The organism is Bacillus sp. cl96, from assembly GCF_900100505.1.
Taxonomy (GTDB): Bacteria; Bacillota; Bacilli; order Bacillales; family Bacillaceae_G; genus Bacillus_A; species Bacillus_A cereus.
Window position 1 is genome coordinate 12,454 of sequence record NZ_FNDM01000002.1, and the last position, 21,693, is coordinate 34,146.

The following is a 21,693-nucleotide window of genomic DNA, read 5'->3' on the forward strand; positions in this document are numbered from 1 at the left end:
ACTGATTATCAGCCCTCACCAATCGGGCTTTTACGGGCAGTTGATTCTCCACCTAACTTCCTCGTCTTTGCTGAATTTCGAGGTGGGGGTCTTACTGCTCGTTAATGCGGGATAAAGGTTTATTTTCCATAAAATAATAAAAGAGGTATCACCCTGTAGTGATGCCTCTTTCTCATTGATAACTATGTTCTGTCTTGTTATTCAATTTTGCTTGCTCTATTTGCAATTCACGCTCTACCAATCGATCTAATTGCTGAATTGCTTTAAGTGCTTTTTCATAAGAAATTGTTCGATAATGATGCGCTCCGCCCGGTTCTTCATCTGCTTCGTCTGCCCATTTAATAATATTTTGAAGAGATGTTCTTTCAATTTCTTGTTCCACTAAGAAAGAATCTGTATGAAGAAGAATTGCAATAGAAATTTCTTTTGCTAGTTTTGGATGTTCTCCTAATCTAATAAGTAATTTATGTGCTCTTTCAGCGCCTTTAATTGCATGGATATCATTCTTTTTATATAAGTCATAATCCCATTCGCCGCCTGTGTACCACGTATGATGTCCGATATCATGAAGGAAGCCAGCTTTTGTGGCAGCATCGACTGAGGCGTGATGCTTTTTGGCTAGGTGAAACGCATGGTAAGCGACAGCGATCGCGTGGACCATTCCAGAACGGTTTACGTATTTTTGTGTAATGTGGTGTTTAAAAATTTGTTCAAGCGTAATACGGTGCATAAAACATTCACTCCTTTTATCTTATGGTGTATATGAAGAAAAATCGATCGGTTTAAATGTATTTTGAACATTGTACTCCATCATAGTTCGTTAGTAAAGTAGAAATGTTTAGGAGAAGAAAAAATTTTTCTGCAAAAAAATCACCTTAGCTTATGCAAAGGTGATTTTCAAATTGCTTATTTTTTTAATCCTTGCTCTAGTGTTTCTAACATTTCGTGCTTTTCATTTTCATCAGCATTTTTCCAAATGACTTCAAATAAAACGCCAAGACCTGGAAGCATTTTTTCTTCACCGCTTTGAATTGCATCGACGATTGTTTCTTGTAATTGATCTTGTGAATTTCCAGATACATTCGCTAATACGGCACCGCGTAAATTAAAACTCATTGCTTTCACCTCTTCTTCAGAATTGAAACTGACGTTAGTTTTTGTTCTTTTTTATGTAAATATGTATGAAAAATAGGCTATAATGATAAGACAAGAAGAGAGGGAAATACATATTATGAAAAACATTGATTCAGTACAAAATCCGCGTGTAAAGCAGTGGAAAAAGCTGCAAACGAAAAAAGAACGCGATAAAAAAGGTTTATTTTTTGTAGAAGGATTCCACTTAGTCGAGGAAGCTTTGAAGACAGGAATTGTAACAGAACTTATCGTTTCAGATCAGACAGACCTTCCGAAAGATTGGACAGTTAATGATGTGGAAATGTACATCGTACCTGAGGCGATTGTAAAAATACTTCGTGAAACAGAAACGACGCAAGGTGTATTTGCTGTTTGTGAGAAGCATGAGAAAGAAGTAGCTCTTACTGATGGGAAATTCCTTTTATTAGATGGCCTGCAAGACCCAGGTAATTTAGGAACAATTATTCGTACAGCTGATGCAGCTGGTATTCACGCCGTTGTGCTTGGAGAAGGTTGTGTTGATGTTTACAATAGTAAAGTACTCCGCTCTACACAAGGCTCTATTTTCCACTTACCAATTGTAAAAGGGAACTTAGAAGAATGGGTAGACAAGTTAAAAGAAAATAACGTTCCTGTATATGGAACAGCTCTTGAAAATGGAGTTCCGTATGGTGAAGTAACGCCGGCTGGCAGTTTTGCATTAATTGTAGGAAATGAAGGAAATGGCGTACGCCAAGAAATTCTTGCAAAAACGGATCAAAACTTGTATATTCCGATTTACGGCGGGGCAGAATCATTAAATGTTGCGGTTGCAGCAGGGATTTTAACGTATTATTTGCAAAGCCCGGTTGCGAACAAATAAAAAACTTCTTATAATAAGTTGAAGTACATTATATTAAAAGTTAAATAACGAAAAACGTTGATAGAGAAGAGTAGCTTACAAAATCGCCATATAGGGAGAGAATGTCGTAGACTGAAAGCATTCTTATGGTAGACGAAAGTGAATTCACCTCTGGAGTTGACGCCAGGACCATGTATATGTAAAGGCGTTCCGGTCAGAATTGATCGTTATAACTAATGAGTGGGCAGACATGTTCTGTCAATTTAGGGTGGTACCGCGAATTTACCTCGTCCCTTTTTGGGAGCGAGGTTTTTTTATTTTTAAAATTAGGAGGGTTCCAAAATGGAAGCACGTTTAAAAGAGCTAAAGCAAAAAGCGTTAGAGCTTATTGAAGAAGCGAAAGAGCTGAAAGGCTTAAACGACGTACGCGTAGCGTATTTAGGAAAAAAAGGTCCAATTACAGAAGTATTACGCGGCATGGGAAAATTATCAGCAGAAGAGCGTCCACGTATGGGAGCATTAGTAAATGAAGTACGTGAAGCGATTCAAACGCGTCTAGACGACAAAATTAGTAACTTAGAAAAAGCAGTAATTGAAGCGAAATTAGCTACTGAAACAATTGATGTTACATTGCCAGGTCGTCCTGTTGAAACAGGTTGTCACCATCCGTTAACGGCTGTTGTTGAGCAAATTGAAGATGTATTCATCGGTATGGGTTATGAAGTAGCTGAAGGAACAGAAGTAGAAAAAGACTACTACAACTTCGAAGCACTAAACTTACCGAAAGATCACCCAGCGCGTGATATGCAAGATACATTCTACATCACAGAAGAAACGTTACTACGTACACATACATCTTCTGTGCAAGCACGTACGATGGAAAATAATAAAGAAAAAGGCCCAATTAAAATTATTTGTCCTGGTAAAGTGTATCGCCGTGATGACGACGATGCGACGCATTCACATCAGTTCATGCAAATTGAAGGTCTTGTAATTGATAAAAACATTCGTATGAGTGACTTAAAAGGTACACTGCAAGTATTCGTGAAAAAGATGTTCGGTGAAGATCGTGAAATCCGTCTTCGTCCAAGTTTCTTCCCATTCACAGAGCCATCTGTAGAGATGGATATTTCTTGTATGATGTGTCATGGCAAAGGCTGCGGCACTTGTAAAGGAACTGGCTGGATTGAAATTCTAGGCGCAGGTATGGTTCACCCGAACGTACTTGAAATGGCTGGTTATGATTCAAAAGAATATCAAGGTTTCGCATTCGGTATGGGCGCAGAGCGTATCGCAATGTTGAAATACGGAGTAGATGACATTCGTCATTTCTATACAAATGATGTACGTTTCTTACAACAATTCAAACGAGCGTAAGGGAAGGAGAGGATAAGTATGTTCGTATCATATCGTTGGTTACAAGAGTATGTAGATATTAAAGATGTAACAGCACAAGAACTAGCAGACAAAATCACGAAAAGTGGTATTGAAGTAGAAGGCGTTGAAGTATTAAATAAAGGTGTAAAAGGTGTTGTAGTTGGTCACGTATTAGAATGTGAAAAACACCCAGAAGCTGATAAATTAAGCAAATGCTTAATCGATATCGGTGAAGAAGAGCCAGTTCAAATTATTTGTGGAGCTGCTAACATTGCAAAAGGTTTAAAAGTACCAGTTGCAAAAGTTGGAGCTGTACTTCCTGGTAACTTCAAAATCAAAAAAGCAAAACTACGCGGTGAAGCTTCTCACGGTATGGTTTGTGCTCTTCAAGAGCTTGGTATTGATGGAAAGTTAGTTTCAAAAGAATACGCAGATGGTATCTTCATCTTCCCAAGTGACGCTGAAGTTGGTGCAGATGCACTTGAAATTTTAAACTTACACGATGAAGTACTTGAGCTTGGCTTAACACCAAACCGTGCAGATTGCTTAAACATGTTAGGTGTTGCTTACGAAGTAGCTGCTATTTATGGCCGCGAAGTAAAGCTTCCAGCTATCGACTTACAAGAAACAGCAGAAAAAACTTCTGATTATATTTCTGTAAGTGTAGAAGCGAAAGAAGAAAACCCATTATACATTGCAAAAATGGTTAAAAACGTAAAGATTGGTCCATCACCAATGTGGATGCAAACTCGTCTTATGGCAGCTGGCATTCGTCCAATTAGCAACGTAGTTGATATTACAAACTACATTTTAATGGAATACGGTCAACCGTTACATGCATTCGATTACGATAAATTAGGTTCAAAAGAAATCGTTGTTCGTCTTGCAAAAGAAGGCGAAAAAATTGAAACGTTAGATGATCAAGAGCGTACATTACAAAGCCACCACCTTGTAATTACAAACGGCACGAAAGCTTTAGCTGTTGCTGGTGTAATGGGCGGGGCGGATTCTGAAGTTACAAATGAGACAGTAAACGTTCTAATTGAGTCTGCATATTTTGCAGGTCAAACAGTACGTCGTACATCAAAAGACTTAGGTCTTCGTAGTGAATCAAGTGCACGTTTCGAAAAAGGAATCGACCCAACACGTACATTTGAAGCAATTCAACACGCAGCTGCTTTAATGGCGAAATATGCTGGCGGTGAAGCACTTGAAGGTGTAGTAGAAGCTGACAACTTACAAGTACAAGAGCGTACAGTATCTGTTACTGCTGAAAAAGTAAACCGTGTATTAGGTACAAATATTTCTGCGAGTGAAATGGGTACAATGTTCACAAACTTGAAATTCCCATTCACAGAAGTAGAAGGAACATTCCACGTGAATGTACCAGCACGTCGTCCTGATATTACAATTTCAGAAGACTTAGTAGAAGAAGTGGGCCGTCTATACGGTTATGACCACATTCCAGTTACATTACCTTCTGGAACGATGACTCGTGGTAAATTAACATCAGCACAAACGAAACGTCGTAAAGTACGCCGCTTCTTAGAGGGTGCTGGTTTATATGAAGCAATCACGTATTCATTAACAAGCGCTGACAAAGCGAAACAATATATGGTTGAGCCAAACGAAAAGGCGCCTGTAGGTCTTGCGCTTCCAATGAGTGAAGAACGTAGCCAACTTCGTTTAAGCTTAGTACCGCAATTACTAGAAGCAGTTTCATACAATGTCGCTCGTAAAAACGACAGCGTTGCTTTATACGAAGTAGGTTCTATCTTCTTACCGACAGAAGAAGGAGAACTTCCGAAAGAAGAACAACATCTTGCAGGTGTTATGACAGGTCTTGCTCTTCACCATGCATGGCAAGGTGAGAAGAAAGTAGTAGACTTCTTCGTTGTGAAAGGTGTACTAGAAGGACTATTCGACGTACTTGGCGTTGCAAACCAAATCACATATGCACCAGCAAAACGCGAAGGTATGCACCCAGGCCGTACAGCTGACATCGTATTAGATGGCGAAGTAATTGGTTTCATCGGTCAATTGCACCCAGAAGCAGAAAAACAATTAGATGTGAAAAATACATTCGTATTTGAATTATCTCTTGTAAAAGTATTCGGTGCAGACGCTGAAGAAACTTACTACGCAGCAATTCCACGTTTCCCATCTATGACACGTGACATGGCTGTTGTAGTAACAAAAGAAACAAAAGCTGGTGAAATGAAGCAAGTCATTGCTGAAGCTGGCGGAGAACTTCTGAAAGACGTAACACTATTCGACTTATACGAAGGTGAAAAAATGGAAGAAGGCAAGAAATCACTTGCATTCTCTATGACTTACTTCGATGCAGAACGTACATTAACAGACGAAGAAGTAACAGAAGCACATAACCGTGTACTAACAACGGTAGAAGAGAAATTCGGTGCGGAGTTACGTAAGTAATTAGAAAATTGCCGGATATATTCCGGCAATTTTTTTATTGGGTTAGTTGTCGGACACTGTCGGTAAGTCGATATATTACAAAAATCGCTCATATATTTTCCGACACCTTGCATCTTTCTCTCGAATGTAGTACATTAATTTTAGTTTAACAAAATGAAAGACGATGATAAGGAAAAGTAGTATATACTATAATCCAAAGCGAGTCAGGGACGGTGAGAGCCTGATGAGGCGGTATATGTGAAGAACACCTTGGAGTTGCTAACCGAAATTGAATCTTGTATTCAAGAGTAGACTTAGACGGGAATCCGGCCTGTTACAAACCGGGAAGTATGTATTACATACGAGTTAAAGTTGGTCTTTATGACAAATTGGGTGGTACCGCGAAGTTTAACCTTTCGTCCCTTTATGGATGAAAGGTTTTTTTGTATTTAAATATATGAGCAAAGGAGAATTTCACTATGGAAAACACATTAGTAAAAAGTCTGTATAGAGATACAGAAAAGTATGCAGATCAAACAGTACAAGTATCAGGGTGGATTCGTAACTTACGTGATTCAAAAGCATTTGGTTTCATCGAATTAAACGACGGTAGCTTCTTCAAAAGCGTTCAAATCGTTTTCGATACAGAATTAGAGAACTTCAAAGAAATTGCAAAACTTCCACTTAGCTCTTCAGTTAAAGTAGAAGGTAAAGTAATTGCAACGCCTGGAGCGAAGCAACCATTTGAAATTAAAGCAGAAAAAATTGATATCGAGGGCTTATCAGATTCTGATTACCCACTTCAAAAGAAGCGTCATACATTTGAATACTTACGTACAATCGCTCACTTACGTCCAAGAACAAATGCATTCTCTGCAACGTTCCGCGTACGTTCTATCGCAGCATTTGCGATTCACCAATTCTTCCAAGAGCGTGGATTCGTACATGTTCATACACCTATCATCACTGGTAGTGATACAGAAGGTGCTGGCGAAATGTTCCGCGTAACAACGCAAGATTTAAATAACCTACCAAAAGGTGAAGACGGAAAAGTTGATGAGTCAAAAGACTTCTTCGGTAAAGAAACAAACTTAACAGTAAGTGGACAGCTGAACGCTGAAGCTTATGCATTAGCATTCCGTGATGTATACACATTCGGACCTACATTCCGTGCGGAAAACTCAAACACAACTCGCCACGCTGCTGAGTTCTGGATGGTTGAGCCTGAGATTGCATTCGCTGAACTAGGGGACGTAATGAACCTTACAGAAGATATGCTGAAATATGCAATGAAATACGTATTAGAGCATGCACCAGAAGAAATGGAATTCTTCAACAGCTTCGTTGATAAAACAGTTCTTGAGCGCATGAACAACGTAATTAACTCTGACTTCGGTCGCATCACTTATACAGAAGCAATTAAAGTGCTTCAAGAATCAGGTGCTGATTTCAAATACCCAGTAGAATGGGGAATTGACTTACAAACAGAGCACGAAAGATACTTATCAGAAGAAATCTTCAAACGCCCTGTATTCGTAACTGACTATCCGAAAGACATTAAAGCATTCTACATGCGTTTAAATGAAGACGGTAAAACAGTAGCTGCTACTGACCTTCTAGTGCCTGGCATCGGCGAATTAATCGGCGGAAGCCAACGTGAAGAAAGAATGGACGTTTTAGTAGACAGAATTAAAGAATTAGGTATGAACGAAGAGGATTACTGGTGGTACTTAGAACTTAGAAAATACGGCGGTACAAAACACGCTGGATTCGGTCTAGGTTTCGAGCGCTTCCTAATGTACATCACTGGCATGGCTAACATCCGTGACGTAATTCCATTCCCAAGAACTCCAGGTTCTTCTGAGTTCTAAAATGTGAAAAAAGCGAGAGGATTTCCTCTCGCTTTTTCTTTTGCATAGTTTATTACCCTGTAGCAAAAAGTAACGCGAAGGGGTGAATATAAATGAGTAAAAAAGTGAAAAAAGATCATTCAAGATCGGGCCTAGGTTCTCCAGAAGTAGAAGGACAAGGAACGACGACACATGAAACAGGTTCACATAAAGTACCTTCATCAAATAAGAAGCAGAAACGAAGCTAACATAAAAAAGGAGAGTCTTGGCGACTCTCCTTTTTTCATGTATTACATCTTCTTATCGTTAATTTCTTTTGTAATCTTATTTATGTCTTTGCCTAATCGATCTAAATAGAAAAACCACAGTAAACTCATGAACACGTAATAGATGGCCATCACGCCAAGATTATCAGATATATTTTCGAATGTGGATTTAGTAGTGAAAAAAGCTCCTCAAATGGTAGAAATAGTGAAGTAAGAAAGTGGGCCTACGAGGTGTACGAAAACATATAATATCTTTTTAACTTTTACAGCGTTCATATGAAAAACCTCCTTTTTCTAATCATACATTCAAGTTCCTCACAGAAGTGTTGTAGTTTTGCTGGATTATGTATTAACGAGCGAGCATCGTGTTTCCCGATAAATCTTCGAATCCGAAAGTTTAATAAGAAAGAGCGACCATAACGCTCTATTAGATCGTTGAACGCTCGTTGTTCACTTAGTAGCTGAATGTTTTCCCTAATTTCAAACTGCCTTTCGTGTGGATCGCCTAGTAAAATATTTAGAATCATTTGTAGAAGTAGCAATGGGGATCCCCTTCTATGTTAGAATAATCTGTATATTATAATTGTAACAAAACTATAAGGACAATAGTAGGGTGAAACAAAAAACAGGAGTTTGTAGGCTCCTGTTTTTGTCGATACTATCTTAATAAGCGAAGCGCCTTCTCCGTATTAGCGAAATGCAGTTTCACAAACTCAGGTAATCGTTCTTTACCAAGCTTTTGAATTAATTTAGCAGCGGCGATATCAACTTGTTTACCGGCACCTTTTGGCAGCGGCATACCAGCTTTTTTACTTAGTTCATCAAATTGTTTTACGAATGAGTAGCGAGCTAAAATGGAAGCGGCGGCAACAGCTAAATGAACACTTTCACCTTTCGTAGCGAAGTAAACATTTTCACGCTGTACCTGTTTTTGTTTTGCTAAATATTTATAGTATGTATCAGGTTGTGTGAATTGATCGATTAAGACGCCTTCAGGTTTTGTAGGTGCCATTTTAGCTAATAAGTTTGTAATAGCTTTATTGTGTAGTAAAGCTTTTAACTTACCTTGGTTGTTTCCTTTATCAAATAGCTCGTTATATTTTTCGTTATGAAGGACAAGAGAGCTATAAGGAACAACGTGTAGAAGTTGTTTCGCAATGGCAGTAATTTGATCGTCATTTAAGTTTTTAGAGTCTTTTACACCAAGTTCTTTTAGTAGTGGAATTTGCTTTGCATCCACATATACAGCAACGACTGTCATCGGTCCGAAGAAATCACCAGTACCAACTTCATCAGACCCTACAATAGACATTGTACCGATGGAAGCAGGCGGTGCATAACGGTGTGAATCAACAGATTTTTTTGCAGCTGTTTTCGGTGTTTGAGAGACAGTTTGCCAACGAGAAGCTTCTGCTTCAGCGCGGCCTCCTTGGAACATTACTTTTCCAGATTTATACGCTGTAATCGTGCAAGATGGTACCTTTGCCATGAAGATCCCGCCTTGCGGAGTTTTCGGGCTAAGCGAATGTTTATATTGTTGTTTCATGTCTTCAATTACTGTAGAATTTGTTTGAATTACGATAGAATTTGACATAATGGTCGCCCCTTTTTTTATATTGTTATTTTTATCATATCGGATTGTTCTTTCTGTTTCCATATTATGAAGGTTCATGGTATGATAAACTTTAGGATTCTGTACGTGATTGGAGGCCGGTGAGTTGTCACAACAAAAGGGAAAGAAAAGTCGAATTAATGTAGAAATCTATGGTCAGCAATATTCAGTTGTTGGCGATGAAAGTACAAGTCATATCCGCATGGTAGCAGCGATTGTGGATGATAAAATGCGCGAACTCAATGCCAAGAATCCTTCGCTTGACACGAGTAGACTAGCGGTATTGACGGCGGTAAACGTCATACACGATTACATAAAATTAAAAGAAGAACATGAGAAATTGAAAGAAAGTATGACAAAAAAAGGAATGGAATAACATGATTGATATTATTATCATTTTACTGCTTGTTATGGGATTTTTCCTCGGCTTACGCAGAGGGTTTATTCTGCAACTTGTAAAGTTAACAAGCTTTATTATCGCATACCTTGTTGCATACTGGTACTGTAAAGATTTAGCGCCAGCACTTGCGAAATTTATTCCGTATCCATTTGATAAAAACGTATCTGTTCCAGAATGGATTGATGCAAATAATATTGAGACAGTATTTTATCAAGCGCTTGCGTTTATCATATTGTTTATTATCACTAAAATTGCACTTTCATTACTTGGTAATTTGTTAAATATGTTTGCAGAAATACCGGTTTTAAAGCAAGTAAATGCGTTTGCGGGGGCAATCCTCGGATTTTTAGAAGTATATATTATTTTGTTTGTCTTAATTATCATTGGAAATATTCTTCCGATTGAACAAGTACAAACACCATTACAAAAATCATCAATTAGCAAAATAATTGTAGACGATACACCGATTCTATCTGAAAAGGTGAAGGAACTATGGCAGACAGGTAGCAGAGTATAACTTCTCTTTTTTCGGAAAGAGAAGTTTTTTTCTATGAAAGAAAGGCGGGGCAATGATGAAAGTAAATAAAAAACAAGTGATCAAATTATTAGAGACAATCGGGCTTTTTATGGAACTAAAGGGTGCGAATCCATTTAAAATATCTGCATTTCGTAAAGCGGCAGCAGCATTAGAAAGTGACGATCGTAGTCTTTCTGAAATTGAAGATTTCACAAAGATTCCAGGAATCGGAAAAGGAACAGCAGCCGTTATACAAGAATATATAGAATCGGGAACATCTGAAGTATTACAAGAACTTGAAAAAGAAGTACCAAGTAGCTTATTGCCGTTATTAAAACTACCAGGTCTTGGTGGTAAAAAGGTGGCTAAGTTATATAAAGAGCTAGGCGTTATTGATATGGAGACGTTAAAAGCTGCTTGTGAGGAAAATAAAGTACAAGCTTTAGCTGGTTTCGGTAAGAAGACAGAAGAGAAAATATTAGAAGCAATCGATCAAGTAGGCTCTCGTCCAGAGCGTTTACCAATTGCGATGGTATTGCCTATTGCCGGGGAAATAGAGGAGAAATTGTCGAATATTGCTGAAGTAATTCGTTTCTCTCGCGCTGGTAGTTTGCGCCGTGTTCGTGAAACAGTGAAAGATTTAGATTTTATCATTGCAACGACAGAACCAGCAGCGGTACGTGAGCATTTACTACAATTTGATAATATGATTGAAGTAATAGCAAGTGGAGATACGAAAGTTTCTGTCCGTCTTCAATATGAATATGATATTTCAATTGATTTCCGTTTAGTAAAACCAGAAGAGTTTATTACAACTCTTCACCATTTCACAGGATCAAAAGATCATAACGTAAAAATGCGTCAAATCGCAAAAGATAAAGGCGAGAAAATTAGTGAGTACGGTGTAGAGAACTTGGAAACAGGTGAAGTGAAAACATTTGAGACTGAAGAAGACTTCTTTGCTCATTTCGGTTTGCCATTTATTCCGCCAGAAGTGCGTGAAGATGGAAAAGAAATTGAATTAATTAAAGAGTATCCGAACTTAATTCAGTTTTCCGATATACAAGGTGATTTACATATGCATACAACTTGGAGTGACGGTGCTTTTTCTATTGAAGAAATGGTACAAGCGTGCCGTGCTCGTGGATATAAGTTTATGGCGATTACTGATCACTCGCAATACTTAAAAGTGGCGAACGGTTTAACGAAAGAGCGTCTTCGTGAGCAAGCGAAAGAAATTGAACGTATGAATGAAAAGTATCCAGACATTACAATTTTACGCGGAATTGAAATGGACATTTTACCAGATGCCTCGCTTGATTTTGATGATGAAGTATTAGCAGAATTAGATTATGTCATTGGAGCGATTCACTCTAGCTTCTCACAAGACCGTGAAACGATTATGAAGCGTCTACGTACTGCACTTGAGAATAAACATGTCACAATGATTGCCCATCCTACAGGACGTCTTCTCGGGCGTCGTGAGGGTTATGATGTAGATACAGATTTATTAATTGAACTAGCAAAAGAGACAAATACAGTTTTAGAATTAAATGCGAATCCGAACCGTCTAGATTTAAGCGCGAAATTATTAAAACAAGCACAAGATGCTGGTGTGAAAGTAGCGATTAATACGGATGCTCATACGCTTGAAATGTTAGAAGATATGGAAACAGGTGTAGCAGCAGCACGTAAAGGTTGGATTCAAAAAGATAACGTGATTAACACGTGGGATATTGAACGTTTATTAGACTATATTAAACGTAATAAGTAATACAAGGGGGACCTGCAACATGTTAGAAAGAACGTTGCGTGTATTAGAATACAATAAAGTAAAAGAACAATTACTTGAACATACAGCATCTTCACTTGGTCGTGACAAAGTGAAGCATTTAGTGCCGAGCACTGATTTTGAAGAAATTGTAGAAATGCAAGATACAACGGATGAAGCAGCGAAAGTTATTCGTTTAAAAGGTAGTGCACCATTAGGTGGTATTACGGATATTCGCTCAAATGTGAAGCGTGCAAAAATTGGGAGTATGTTAAGTCCAAATGAATTACTTGATATTGCAAATACGATGTATGGTAGTCGTAATATGAAACGCTTCATTGAAGATATGGCTGATAACGGTGTCGAGCTTCCGATTTTAGAAACTCACGTCGCTCAAATTGTATCTTTATATGATTTAGAAAAGAAAATTACAAATTGCATCGGTGACGGCGGTGAAGTAGTCGATAGCGCAAGTGATAAACTGCGTGGTATTCGTACTCAAATTCGTACTGCGGAAAGTCGTATTCGTGAAAAGTTAGAAAATATGACGCGCTCTTCAAACGCGCAAAAGATGCTGTCTGATTCGATTGTAACGATTCGTAACGAACGTTACGTAATCCCAGTAAAACAAGAATATCGCGGCGTATATGGTGGTATTGTTCACGATCAATCGGCTTCTGGACAAACGTTATTTATTGAGCCACAAGTCATTGTAGAATTAAATAATGCACTGCAAGAAGCACGTGTGAAAGAAAAACAAGAAATCGAACGCATCTTATTAATGTTAACAGAAGAAGTGGCAGTAGAAGCGGATATCGTTTTATCAAACGTAGAAGTAGTTGCAAATCTTGATTTCATCTTTGCGAAAGCTTTTTATGCGAAGCGAATTAAAGCGACAAAGCCGATTGTAAATAACGAGCGTTACATGGACTTAAGACAAGCACGCCATCCGCTTATCGATCCAGAAATAATCGTGCCAAATAACATTATGTTAGGGAAAGATTTCACGACAATTGTTATTACAGGACCGAATACAGGTGGTAAAACAGTTACGCTGAAAACAGTTGGTATTTGTGTGTTAATGGCGCAATCTGGCCTTCACATTCCAGTAATGGATGAGTCAGAGATTTGTGTATTCAAAAATATCTTTGCTGATATCGGTGATGAGCAATCGATTGAACAGAGTTTAAGTACGTTCTCCTCACATATGGTGAACATCGTTGATATTTTAGAAAAAGCTGATTTTGAAAGCTTAGTTTTATTCGATGAATTAGGTGCTGGAACAGACCCACAGGAAGGGGCTGCACTTGCCATTTCAATTTTAGATGAAGTATGTAATCGCGGTGCTCGCGTTGTTGCAACGACGCATTATCCAGAATTAAAAGCATACGGATATAACCGTGAGCAAGTTATTAATGCGAGTGTTGAGTTTGATGTAAATACATTAAGTCCAACTTATAAATTATTAATCGGTGTACCAGGCCGTAGTAATGCCTTTGAAATTTCGAAACGTCTTGGATTATCTGATCGCGTTATTGAGCAAGCACGCAATCACATTAGTACAGATACGAATAAAATTGAAAATATGATTGCGAAGTTAGAAGAAAGCCAGAAGAACGCAGAGCGTGACTGGAACGAAGCAGAAGCGCTTCGCAAACAATCTGAAAAACTGCATCGTGAATTACAACGTCAAATCATTGAATTTAACGAAGATCGTGATGAACGATTATTAAAAGCGCAAAAAGAAGGAGAAGAAAAAGTCGAAGCTGCAAAGAAAGAAGCAGAAGGCATTATTCAAGAACTTCGTCAATTGCGTAAAGCACAGCTTGCAAATGTGAAAGACCACGAGCTAATTGAAGCGAAGAGTCGTCTAGAAGGCGCAGCGCCAGAGCTTGTTAAGAAACAAAAAGTAAATGTGAAAAATACTGCACCGAAACAACAGTTACGTGCAGGTGATGAAGTGAAAGTATTAACGTTCGGTCAAAAAGGTCAACTACTTGAAAAAGTAAGCGATACAGAGTGGAGCGTACAAATCGGTATTCTGAAGATGAAAGTGAAAGAATCTAATATGGAATACATTAACACACCGAAGCAAACAGAGAAAAAAGCAGTTGCAACGGTAAAAGGTAGAGACTATCACGTTTCATTAGAACTTGATCTTCGTGGTGAACGATTTGAAAATGCAATGGCGCGCGTTGAGAAATACTTAGACGATGCCCAGCTTGCAAGCTATCCTCGCGTATCAATCATTCACGGTAAAGGGACAGGAGCACTTCGCCAAGGTGTACAAGATTACTTGAAGAAGCATCGCGGTGTAAAAACCTTCCGTTACGGTGACATGGGCGAGGGAGGCCTAGGCGTAACAGTTGTCGAATTAAAATAGAAAACAACGAAACAAAGGGGAAACCATTATATGTTTATGGACAAACTTGCAAAAGTATTGTTAGCTTGTTGTGGAATATTTTTGGTGATTGGGGTTATTTATTTAGTTGTTTTTGCGAAGTGAAAAAGCGTCAATCGTGGCAGAATGATATTGCCATAGATTGACGCTTTTAATATATGTGAAAAGGAATAGAACATGAAAATCAACCAATACATAAGCGAAGCAAAATTATGCTCCAGACGTGAAACAGATCGTCTCATTAAAGCTGGACGCGTGGCTATTAACGGCGAAATATGTACGCACGGTGCACTCGTAAGCGATGGTGATAGGGTAACGATTGATGGGCAAGTTATTGTAAAAGAAGAGAAAGAAAAAGTGTATATCGCATTTCATAAACCAGTCGGAATTACTTGTACAGCAGCCGATCATATTGAAGATAATATTATTGATTATATCAATTACCCAGAGCGAATCTTTCCAGTTGGGCGATTAGATAAAGCATCAGAAGGACTTATTTTATTAACGAATGACGGCGGCATTGCGAATCAAATTTTACATGGTGATCATGAGCACGAGAAAGAATATGTTGTCACAGTCGATAAACCTTTTACGGACTGGTTTATTGATGAGATGTCCCGCGGTGTAAAGATTAAAGATGGAATGACGAAGCCGTGCAAAGTGACAAGAGTCGATCAATCAACATTTCGTATCGTTTTAACGCAAGGAATGAACAGGCAAATTCGTAGAATGAGTCGTGCTTTCGGATTTACTGTAATAAAGCTAAAGCGAGTACGCATTATGAATATAGAGCTAAATGAGCTTGAAGTTGGAAAGTGGCGGAGCGTTACAGCTGAAGAGTTAGAAATTTTAATAGGGCAGTTATAGGGAGGAAAAATTTTCTCCCTATATTTTTTTGTCAGAAAAAATAAAACTATTGATTTTTTAAAAAATAGCCCATATAATAAAAAACAACAAGTTTCGACAAGATATTTTATAAAAGTAATGATGAGGACATGAGTTGTATTTTACGATTCTCAGAGAGGGAAGCCTTAGGCTGTGAGCTTCCTAATACGAAAAGACAAGCTTACCACCTCTAAACTTCAAGAGTGAACTGCATACATGATGCATTGTAATTCTTGGCGGATAAAACCGTTATCAATTTACACGAGCTATAAAATGAGCTTATTTCGTTATAAATTCATTTTATTAGAATAAGGGTGGAACCACGATTTCAACACTCGTCCCTTTATTAGGGACGGGTGTTTTTTGCGTTCTTTTACGGGGAAGTATGCTTGAAAGAGGATATGTGACGGATTTTAATTCAGAATATTTTGTTAATTTATTATTTTAGGAGGTTAGTAGAAATGAAATCATCTTTAAAGTTTTCAGAGATGTTTGCAATAAGTTTAATGTTATTTGCACTGTTTTTTGGTGCGGGTAATATGATTTTTCCACCAGCGTTAGGACAAGGCGCTGGAACAGACGTATGGATTGCGTTGTTTGGTTTTATCGTAACAGGCGTTGGACTACCTTTATTAGGAGTAATTGTTATAGCTTTAAAGGGAGATATTAATGAGCTAGCAGGACGTGTACATCCTATATTCGCACTTGTTTTTATCACTGCAATTTATTTATGTTTAGGCGTATTCGTAAGTGTGCCGCGTACAGGAACAGTAGCTTATGAGATGAGTATTGCACCGTTTTTACCAAGTGAGATAGCTGGTCAGTCATATCCACTTGTTATCTTTACACTTATTTTCTTTGCAGTCACTTTCTATTTAGCTTTAAATCCTTCGAAATTAGTGGGTCGTATTGGTAAAGTGCTAACTCCAATATTATTAGCTGTTATTGCAATTATCGTAGGTAAAGCACTTATTACACCAATTGGAGAATTTGGTGCACCGACAGAAGCGTATAGTGCTCCTCTCTTCAAAGGATTTATTGATGGATATTTAACTTTAGATGGACTTGCAGCACTGGTATTCGGAAATGTTGTAATTCATGCGTTAAAAGAAAAAGGCATTACAAATAAAAACAGTATTGCAAAAGTAACAATCTTTGCAGGATTTATTGCAGCGCTTGGTCTACTACTTGTGTATTTAGCACTTGCTTATCTTGGAGCTTCTAGTGTGTCACTTGGAATGGGCGCAAACGGAGGAATTATTTTAACAAATGTCGTGAATCATTTATTTGGTAGCTACGGAACTTTATTACTAGGGATCGCAATTACAGCAGCATGTTTAACAACTTCTGTAGGTATTGTTGCAGCTTGTGGTGATTACTTCTCTTCTTTATTACCAAAGCTTTCTTATCAAAAAGTCGTTTTCATTTTCTGTGTATTAGCATTTATGGTAGCAAACCTTGGGTTAACTCAGTTAAATGCATTAGCATTACCAATCTTAATCGCAATTTATCCAATTGGAATCGTACTTATCGTATTATCACTTGTTGAAAACTACGTTCGTCTTCCATTAGCGATGTATGTGGGCGGGATTGTAGGAGCATTTGCAATAAGTTTCTTTGATGGGTTACACAATGCAAACCTTCAAATTGCAGCGCTAGCACCTATTTTAGATAAGATTCCATTATATAGTGTAGGGATTGGTTGGTTAGTTCCAGGCATAATCGGTATAGGATTTGGTTATATAGTTTCTAAGTTTCGAAAGCAGGAAATTGCTGTAGAAAAATAGAGAAAAGAGGCTTTCTATAATAGAAAGTCTCTTTTTTTGTAAAAAAAGCCGCATATAGAGAAATTTAGATATTAAAAATTTTATACGTAATATAGTTGACAAAAAATTTATGAGTAGGCTAAGATTGACTTAGTTGTGGAAATATTGGAAGGGAAGTGAGGGAAACGGGGTTTCTATAACTATAGTGTTGTTATGGGAAGAGGTGAAAGAGGAGAAGAGGAGAAGAGAAAGTTTATTTTTTCGACTTACATTGAGAATGATAATCAATAAATACGTTTTATAATTTTTTCTCAGTTTCTATGCCTTCGTATAAGGAATAGGGTGAGATATTATTTTTAATATCGAATGAGAATGATAATCAATAACGCTTATGTTACATAAAAGAATGCTAATTAAATAATAGGTAGAAGAGATTATTTTTTTCTTGTGAATTGAGAATAATTATCATTTTCAGAAAAAGTGAAATGAAAGATAACCAAGGAGGAAACAAGAAAAATGAAAAAGGTTTCTGTATTACCCGCTTTTATTATAACGTTCGTATGTATGCTAGCTTTTCTTGTAATGCCATACGGGAATGCTTCAGCAAAACTAGCTGATGGTACTTACGATATTAATTACGTAATTCAAAAAGCGGAAAATGATTCAGCTTCAATGGCAAATGACTATTTTGAAAAGCCGGCAAAATTAATAGTGAAAAACGGTGAGATGAGAGTACAAGTTCCGATGAATCATAGTGCTTGGATTACAGAATTTAAAGCACCAGAGAACGGAAATTTTGTTGATGCGAAAGTTGTTAGTAAAGATGAATCGGCAGATAAAAGAACAGTAGAGTTTAAAGTAGATGATTTATCCAAACCGGCAGCTGTAAAAATTCATGTTGTTGTACCAAGTGCAAACTATGACCACCACTACACAATTCGTTTTGCTTTTGATGCAAATGTAAAAGCTGTAGGTGGCGATAATGGCGTAGCTGCTACAACAAAAAATAATGATCAAGCGAAAACAGATACACAAGTAAAAGAAGAGAAAACAAAAGTAGAGAGTAAGGAAACAGCTAAAGAAGTGAATAAAGAAACAAAAAATGAAAATGGAAAAGCTGAAAAAACAGATAACCCAAAAACAGGCGATGAAGCACGTATTGGATTGTTTGCAGCGTTAATTCTTATTTCAGGTGCTTTCTTAATTCGTAAAGTGAAATTGAGTAAATAAATCTTTTGAAGGGTGATGAATATATGTTTAAACAATTTAAAATGATTATTGCCGTATTTGCTGTTTTATTTACATTTATCGCAACACTAGGTTTACAAGATGCAAAGGCTGCTACAAAACTAGCTGATGGAAAATATAATATTGCTTTTACTGTATGGAAAGGCGATAAAGATGAATCGTCTAGAATGAATAGTTATTTTGAAAGCCCAGCAACATTAACAGTTAAAAATGGAAAACAATATGTTTCATTTAAAGTGAAAGATAGTGCTTCTATTAAAAGTTTCCAAGTAGAAAAAGATGGTCAATTTGTAGAAACAACCGTGTTAAGTGAAAACAAAAAAGATAATACTAGAGTTGTAGAATTTGAAGTTGCTGACTTGTCAAAAAAACTAAATGGCAAGGTGAAAATTAATATTCCAATTATTAATTATAATGCTTCGTATGATATTCGCTTTGTATTTGATGGGAACAGTATTAAATAATTTTCAAAAGGGAGAGTCGTTCCATTGAACAGGTATACAAAAATTATTGTTGCTATGTTTTTAATGATATTTACATTCGTATCAACATTACAACCACTTGCAGTTCAAGCAGCTACCAAGTTGGCTGACGGTGAATATTCAATTGGCTTCAAAGTTTTAAAAGATACATCAGATGAAGAATCGATGATGAATCAATATTCAGTAAGTCCCGGAACTTTAAAAGTGAAGGATGGGAAAAAGAAAGTATCCTTTACATTAACAAATAGTTCATGGATTACGAAATTTGAAACAGAAAAAGCAGGTAAGCTAGTTGCGACAAATGTAATTAGTGAAGATAAAGAAAAAGATACAAGAGTAGTAGAATTTGATGTAGAAGATGTAGAGAAGGTATTAAATGCAAAAGTAAAAGTAGATATTGATTTTTTAAATTATCATCATGAGTACGACGTTCGTATTGCATTTGATCAAAATAGCATTACACCAATTCATGTAGAAAAACCAAATGAAAAAGAGGACCCAGCTAATAAGCCAGATCCAAATGAAACTACCGATCCAGGTCAGAAGCCCGACCAAAAGCCTGACCCAGATCAACAACCAAATTCTAACACAATTACAGATGGTGCGTACAGCATTCCATTTAAAGTGTTAAAAGATCAAACAGATGAAGAATCTAAGATGAATAGTTACATGGTAAATCCAGGAGTATTAAAAGTAGAAAACGGTAAGAAAAAAGCAATTGTAACACTAAAAAGTAGCTCATTAATTAAAAATTTCCAAACGGAAAAAGATGGCGCATTTGTTGATGCAAAAGTAGTGAGTGAGGATAAGGAAAAAGATACAAGAGTAGTAGAGTTTGAAGTAAACGATTTATCTAAAAAACTAAATACAAAAGTATTTATCGAAATGGCATCAAGAAATTATAAGCAAATGCATGATGTACAACTTTTATTTGAACAAGATAAACTTGAACAAATTAAAAATGAAGAGAAACAACCAGAAGTAGAAAAACCAGAAGTAGAAAAACCAGATGAAAATAAAAAACCAGATGCTGAAACAATTAAAGATGGTGAATACAGCATCAATTTTAAGGCATTAAAAGATCAAACAGACGAAATTTCAATGATGAACACATATACAAAAAGTCCAGGTGTGCTAAAAGTAAAAGATGGTAAGAAGTATGTATCATTTACGTTAACGAACAGTTCTTGGATTACAAAATTTGAATTTGAGAAAAATAGTTCGTTTGTTGATGCAAATGTAATAAGTGAAGATAAAAAAACTGATACACGCGTAGTGGAAGTAGAAGTACCAGATTTATCGAAAAAGTTAAATGCAAAAGTAAAAGTAGATATCGATTCAATGAATTATCACCATTTTTACGATATTCAATTTGCATTTGATAAAGGTAGCATTAAGTCGTTAGATAACCAAGGTGAAAACAACAACCAAGGTGGAAACAACAACCAAGGTGAAAACAACAACCAAGGTGGAAACAACAACCAAGGTGGAAACAACAACCAAGGTGAAAACAACAACCAAGGTGGAAACAACAACCAAGATAATAACACAACAATTGATCCAAAAGCTCTTAAAGATGGTGAATACAGAATTGGCTTTAAAGTGTTAAAAGATCAAACAGATGAAATCTCAATGATGAACACATACACAAAAAGCCCAGGTGTATTAAAAGTAAAAGATGGTAAGAAATACGTATCGTTTACATTAAAAAATAGTACATGGATTACGAAATTTGAATTTGAGAAAAATGGTTCTTTCGTTAATGCAAAAGTGTTAAGTGAAAATAAAGAACAAAATACAAGAGTAGTAGAAGTAGAAGTAAACGATTTGTCTAAAAAATTAAATGCAAAAGTAAAAGTAGATATTGATTCAATGAATTATCACCATTTCTATGATGTTCAATTTGTATTTGATCAAGACAGTATTAAAGCCTTAGGGAACCAAGGCGGAAGCGACAACCAAGGCGGAAACGACAACCAAGGCGGAAACGACAACCAAGGTGGAAACGACAACCAAGACGGAAACAACAACCAAGGTGGAAATAATAACCCGAAAGTAATAGTTGATCCGAAAAATTTAGTAGATGGCCAATATGATATTACATTTAAAGTATTAAAAGATAAAACAGATGAGATTTCAAAGATGAATGACTATGTTGTAAATCCAGCGAAATTAATCGTAAAAGATGGTAAAAAATATATTGAGATGACGCTGAAAAATAGTGCGTGGATTACGAAATTCCAAACGGAAAACAATGAACTATTCGCTGATGCGAAAGTAGTAAGCGAAGATAAAAATGTAAATACGCGAGTAGTACAGTTTGAAGTAGAAGATCTATTTAAAAAATTAAACGCAAAAGTAAAGGTAGACATCGATGAGATGAACTACCATCATTTCTACGATGTGCAAATTCAATTTGATACAAATAATATCGGCGCGTTAGGAACTCTTAAAGAGGAACCGAAAAATGAACCGAAAAATCCAGTGACTACACCGAAAGTAGATAATGTAAAAACAGTAGGTACTCCTGATTTTAACCGAAATGCAGATGGTCAGAAGAAAAAAGAAGATACAAAAAATGATTCGAAAAAAGAGAAAAACTCAAAAACTGCAGATACAGCACAACTTGGTTTATATATGGTGTTACTGCTAGGTTCACTTGCTTTACTAGTTCGTAAATATAGAGCAGGTAGATTGTAATTTTTGGAGTCTTGATGCATATTCG

General features: G+C 36.8%; 18 protein-coding genes, 1 pseudogene and 3 other annotated features. Of the genes and pseudogenes, 14 read left to right on the forward strand and 5 right to left on the reverse strand.

Features of this window, described 5'->3' with window-relative positions:
* Positions 1–172 precede the first annotated feature (172 nt).
* Positions 173–730: an HD domain-containing protein gene (locus tag BLT20_RS04390; protein ID WP_000554786.1), complete on the reverse strand. Its 558-nt coding sequence runs from the start codon at positions 728–730 to the stop codon at positions 173–175.
* 176 nt (positions 731–906) lie between these two features.
* Positions 907–1,116, reverse strand: a complete 210-nt coding sequence (gene sspI / locus BLT20_RS04395) for a small acid-soluble spore protein SspI (RefSeq protein ID WP_000009509.1) — start codon at positions 1,114–1,116, stop codon at positions 907–909.
* An 82-nt stretch (positions 1,117–1,198) separates the two neighbouring features.
* Between sspI and BLT20_RS04400 the strand changes: the two genes are divergently transcribed.
* The 5 genes from BLT20_RS04400 to BLT20_RS04420 all read left to right on the forward strand — a co-directional run bounded on the left by BLT20_RS04400 (position 1,199) and on the right by BLT20_RS04420 (position 7,868).
* Positions 1,199–1,996, forward strand: coding sequence for a TrmH family RNA methyltransferase (locus tag BLT20_RS04400; RefSeq protein ID WP_002026395.1), 798 nt, complete (start codon positions 1,199–1,201; stop codon positions 1,994–1,996).
* A 48-nt stretch (positions 1,997–2,044) separates the two neighbouring features.
* Positions 2,045–2,273, forward strand: a binding site (T-box leader).
* Positions 2,274–2,317: 44 nt separating this feature from the next.
* Entirely contained in the window at positions 2,318–3,352 is a 1,035-nt protein-coding gene (gene pheS, locus BLT20_RS04405) for a phenylalanine--tRNA ligase subunit alpha (RefSeq protein ID WP_000388219.1), read from the forward strand.
* Positions 3,353–3,370: 18 nt separating this feature from the next.
* Positions 3,371–5,791, forward strand: coding sequence for a phenylalanine--tRNA ligase subunit beta (pheT, locus tag BLT20_RS04410; RefSeq protein WP_000498186.1), 2,421 nt, complete (start codon positions 3,371–3,373; stop codon positions 5,789–5,791).
* A 154-nt stretch (positions 5,792–5,945) separates the two neighbouring features.
* Positions 5,946–6,197 (forward strand) — a binding site (T-box leader).
* A gap of 52 nt (positions 6,198–6,249) precedes the next feature.
* The gene (asnS, locus tag BLT20_RS04415) at positions 6,250–7,641 is read left to right on the forward strand and encodes an asparagine--tRNA ligase (protein ID WP_000432177.1); all 1,392 of its coding nucleotides are present in this window, start codon (positions 6,250–6,252) and stop codon (positions 7,639–7,641) included.
* Between the two features lie 92 nt (positions 7,642–7,733).
* Positions 7,734–7,868, forward strand: coding sequence for a YuzL family protein (locus BLT20_RS04420; protein WP_000039588.1), 135 nt, complete (start codon positions 7,734–7,736; stop codon positions 7,866–7,868).
* Between the two features lie 42 nt (positions 7,869–7,910).
* On the opposite strand, the pseudogene BLT20_RS30075 reads toward BLT20_RS04420, so the two are convergent.
* The 3 genes and pseudogenes from BLT20_RS30075 to rnhC all read right to left on the reverse strand — a co-directional run bounded on the left by BLT20_RS30075 (position 7,911) and on the right by rnhC (position 9,480).
* Positions 7,911–8,162: pseudogene (locus BLT20_RS30075) on the reverse strand (hypothetical protein).
* Entirely contained in the window at positions 8,159–8,428 is a 270-nt protein-coding gene (locus BLT20_RS04425; RefSeq protein WP_000925539.1) for a hypothetical protein, read from the reverse strand. The pseudogene BLT20_RS30075 and the gene BLT20_RS04425 overlap by 4 nt, the downstream one beginning before the upstream one ends.
* A gap of 116 nt (positions 8,429–8,544) precedes the next feature.
* Positions 8,545–9,480, reverse strand: a complete 936-nt coding sequence (gene rnhC / locus BLT20_RS04430; protein WP_000071587.1) for a ribonuclease HIII — start codon at positions 9,478–9,480, stop codon at positions 8,545–8,547.
* Between the two features lie 124 nt (positions 9,481–9,604).
* Here rnhC and zapA point away from each other — a divergent pair, with 124 nt between their 5' ends.
* The 9 genes from zapA to BLT20_RS04480 all read left to right on the forward strand — a co-directional run bounded on the left by zapA (position 9,605) and on the right by BLT20_RS04480 (position 21,668).
* A complete protein-coding gene (gene zapA, locus BLT20_RS04435) occupies positions 9,605–9,874 on the forward strand; it encodes a cell division protein ZapA (RefSeq protein ID WP_000082701.1) in 270 nt (89 codons plus the stop codon).
* A 1-nt stretch (position 9,875) separates the two neighbouring features.
* Positions 9,876–10,415: a CvpA family protein gene (locus tag BLT20_RS04440; RefSeq protein WP_000565409.1), complete on the forward strand. Its 540-nt coding sequence runs from the start codon at positions 9,876–9,878 to the stop codon at positions 10,413–10,415.
* A 55-nt stretch (positions 10,416–10,470) separates the two neighbouring features.
* Entirely contained in the window at positions 10,471–12,189 is a 1,719-nt protein-coding gene (gene polX, locus BLT20_RS04445; RefSeq protein ID WP_000867515.1) for a DNA polymerase/3'-5' exonuclease PolX, read from the forward strand.
* Between the two features lie 19 nt (positions 12,190–12,208).
* Positions 12,209–14,569: an endonuclease MutS2 gene (locus BLT20_RS04450; protein WP_000893715.1), complete on the forward strand. Its 2,361-nt coding sequence runs from the start codon at positions 12,209–12,211 to the stop codon at positions 14,567–14,569.
* Positions 14,570–14,764: 195 nt separating this feature from the next.
* Positions 14,765–15,454, forward strand: coding sequence for a 23S rRNA pseudouridine(2604) synthase RluF (locus tag BLT20_RS04460; protein ID WP_000700716.1), 690 nt, complete (start codon positions 14,765–14,767; stop codon positions 15,452–15,454).
* 108 nt (positions 15,455–15,562) lie between these two features.
* Positions 15,563–15,818 (forward strand) — a binding site (T-box leader).
* Between the two features lie 115 nt (positions 15,819–15,933).
* On the forward strand, positions 15,934–17,259 hold the full coding sequence (brnQ, locus tag BLT20_RS04465; protein WP_000842636.1) for a branched-chain amino acid transport system II carrier protein BrnQ6: 1,326 nt from the start codon (positions 15,934–15,936) through the stop codon (positions 17,257–17,259).
* A gap of 495 nt (positions 17,260–17,754) precedes the next feature.
* Positions 17,755–18,468: a heme uptake protein IsdC gene (gene isdC / locus BLT20_RS04470; RefSeq protein ID WP_000757953.1), complete on the forward strand. Its 714-nt coding sequence runs from the start codon at positions 17,755–17,757 to the stop codon at positions 18,466–18,468.
* 23 nt (positions 18,469–18,491) lie between these two features.
* Positions 18,492–18,950, forward strand: coding sequence for an NEAT domain-containing protein (locus BLT20_RS04475; protein ID WP_000476164.1), 459 nt, complete (start codon positions 18,492–18,494; stop codon positions 18,948–18,950).
* A gap of 24 nt (positions 18,951–18,974) precedes the next feature.
* Positions 18,975–21,668 carry an NEAT domain-containing protein gene (locus BLT20_RS04480; RefSeq protein WP_090869525.1) on the forward strand — a complete coding sequence of 898 codons (2,694 nt, stop codon included), beginning with the start codon at positions 18,975–18,977 and terminating at the stop codon, positions 21,666–21,668.
* Positions 21,669–21,693: the final 25 nt, after the last annotated feature.

Bases quoted from the DNA above. Each gene is read 5' to 3' on its own strand.
- sspI (WP_000009509.1), bottom strand. From the start codon at position 1,116: ATGAGTTTTAATTTACGCGGTGCCGTATTAGCGAATGTATCTGGAAAT.
- BLT20_RS04440 (WP_000565409.1), top strand. From the start codon at position 9,876: ATGATTGATATTATTATCATTTTACTGCTTGTTATGGGATTTTTCCTC.
- BLT20_RS04420 (WP_000039588.1), top strand. From the start codon at position 7,734: ATGAGTAAAAAAGTGAAAAAAGATCATTCAAGATCGGGCCTAGGTTCT.
- rnhC (WP_000071587.1), bottom strand. From the start codon at position 9,480: ATGTCAAATTCTATCGTAATTCAAACAAATTCTACAGTAATTGAAGAC.
- brnQ (WP_000842636.1), top strand. From the start codon at position 15,934: ATGAAATCATCTTTAAAGTTTTCAGAGATGTTTGCAATAAGTTTAATG.
- BLT20_RS04450 (WP_000893715.1), top strand. From the start codon at position 12,209: ATGTTAGAAAGAACGTTGCGTGTATTAGAATACAATAAAGTAAAAGAA.
- pheS (WP_000388219.1), top strand. From the start codon at position 2,318: ATGGAAGCACGTTTAAAAGAGCTAAAGCAAAAAGCGTTAGAGCTTATT.
- isdC (WP_000757953.1), top strand. From the start codon at position 17,755: ATGAAAAAGGTTTCTGTATTACCCGCTTTTATTATAACGTTCGTATGT.
- BLT20_RS04460 (WP_000700716.1), top strand. From the start codon at position 14,765: ATGAAAATCAACCAATACATAAGCGAAGCAAAATTATGCTCCAGACGT.
- BLT20_RS04475 (WP_000476164.1), top strand. From the start codon at position 18,492: ATGTTTAAACAATTTAAAATGATTATTGCCGTATTTGCTGTTTTATTT.
- polX (WP_000867515.1), top strand. From the start codon at position 10,471: ATGAAAGTAAATAAAAAACAAGTGATCAAATTATTAGAGACAATCGGG.
- BLT20_RS04390 (WP_000554786.1), bottom strand. From the start codon at position 730: ATGCACCGTATTACGCTTGAACAAATTTTTAAACACCACATTACACAA.
- BLT20_RS04400 (WP_002026395.1), top strand. From the start codon at position 1,199: ATGATAAGACAAGAAGAGAGGGAAATACATATTATGAAAAACATTGAT.
- asnS (WP_000432177.1), top strand. From the start codon at position 6,250: ATGGAAAACACATTAGTAAAAAGTCTGTATAGAGATACAGAAAAGTAT.
- pheT (WP_000498186.1), top strand. From the start codon at position 3,371: ATGTTCGTATCATATCGTTGGTTACAAGAGTATGTAGATATTAAAGAT.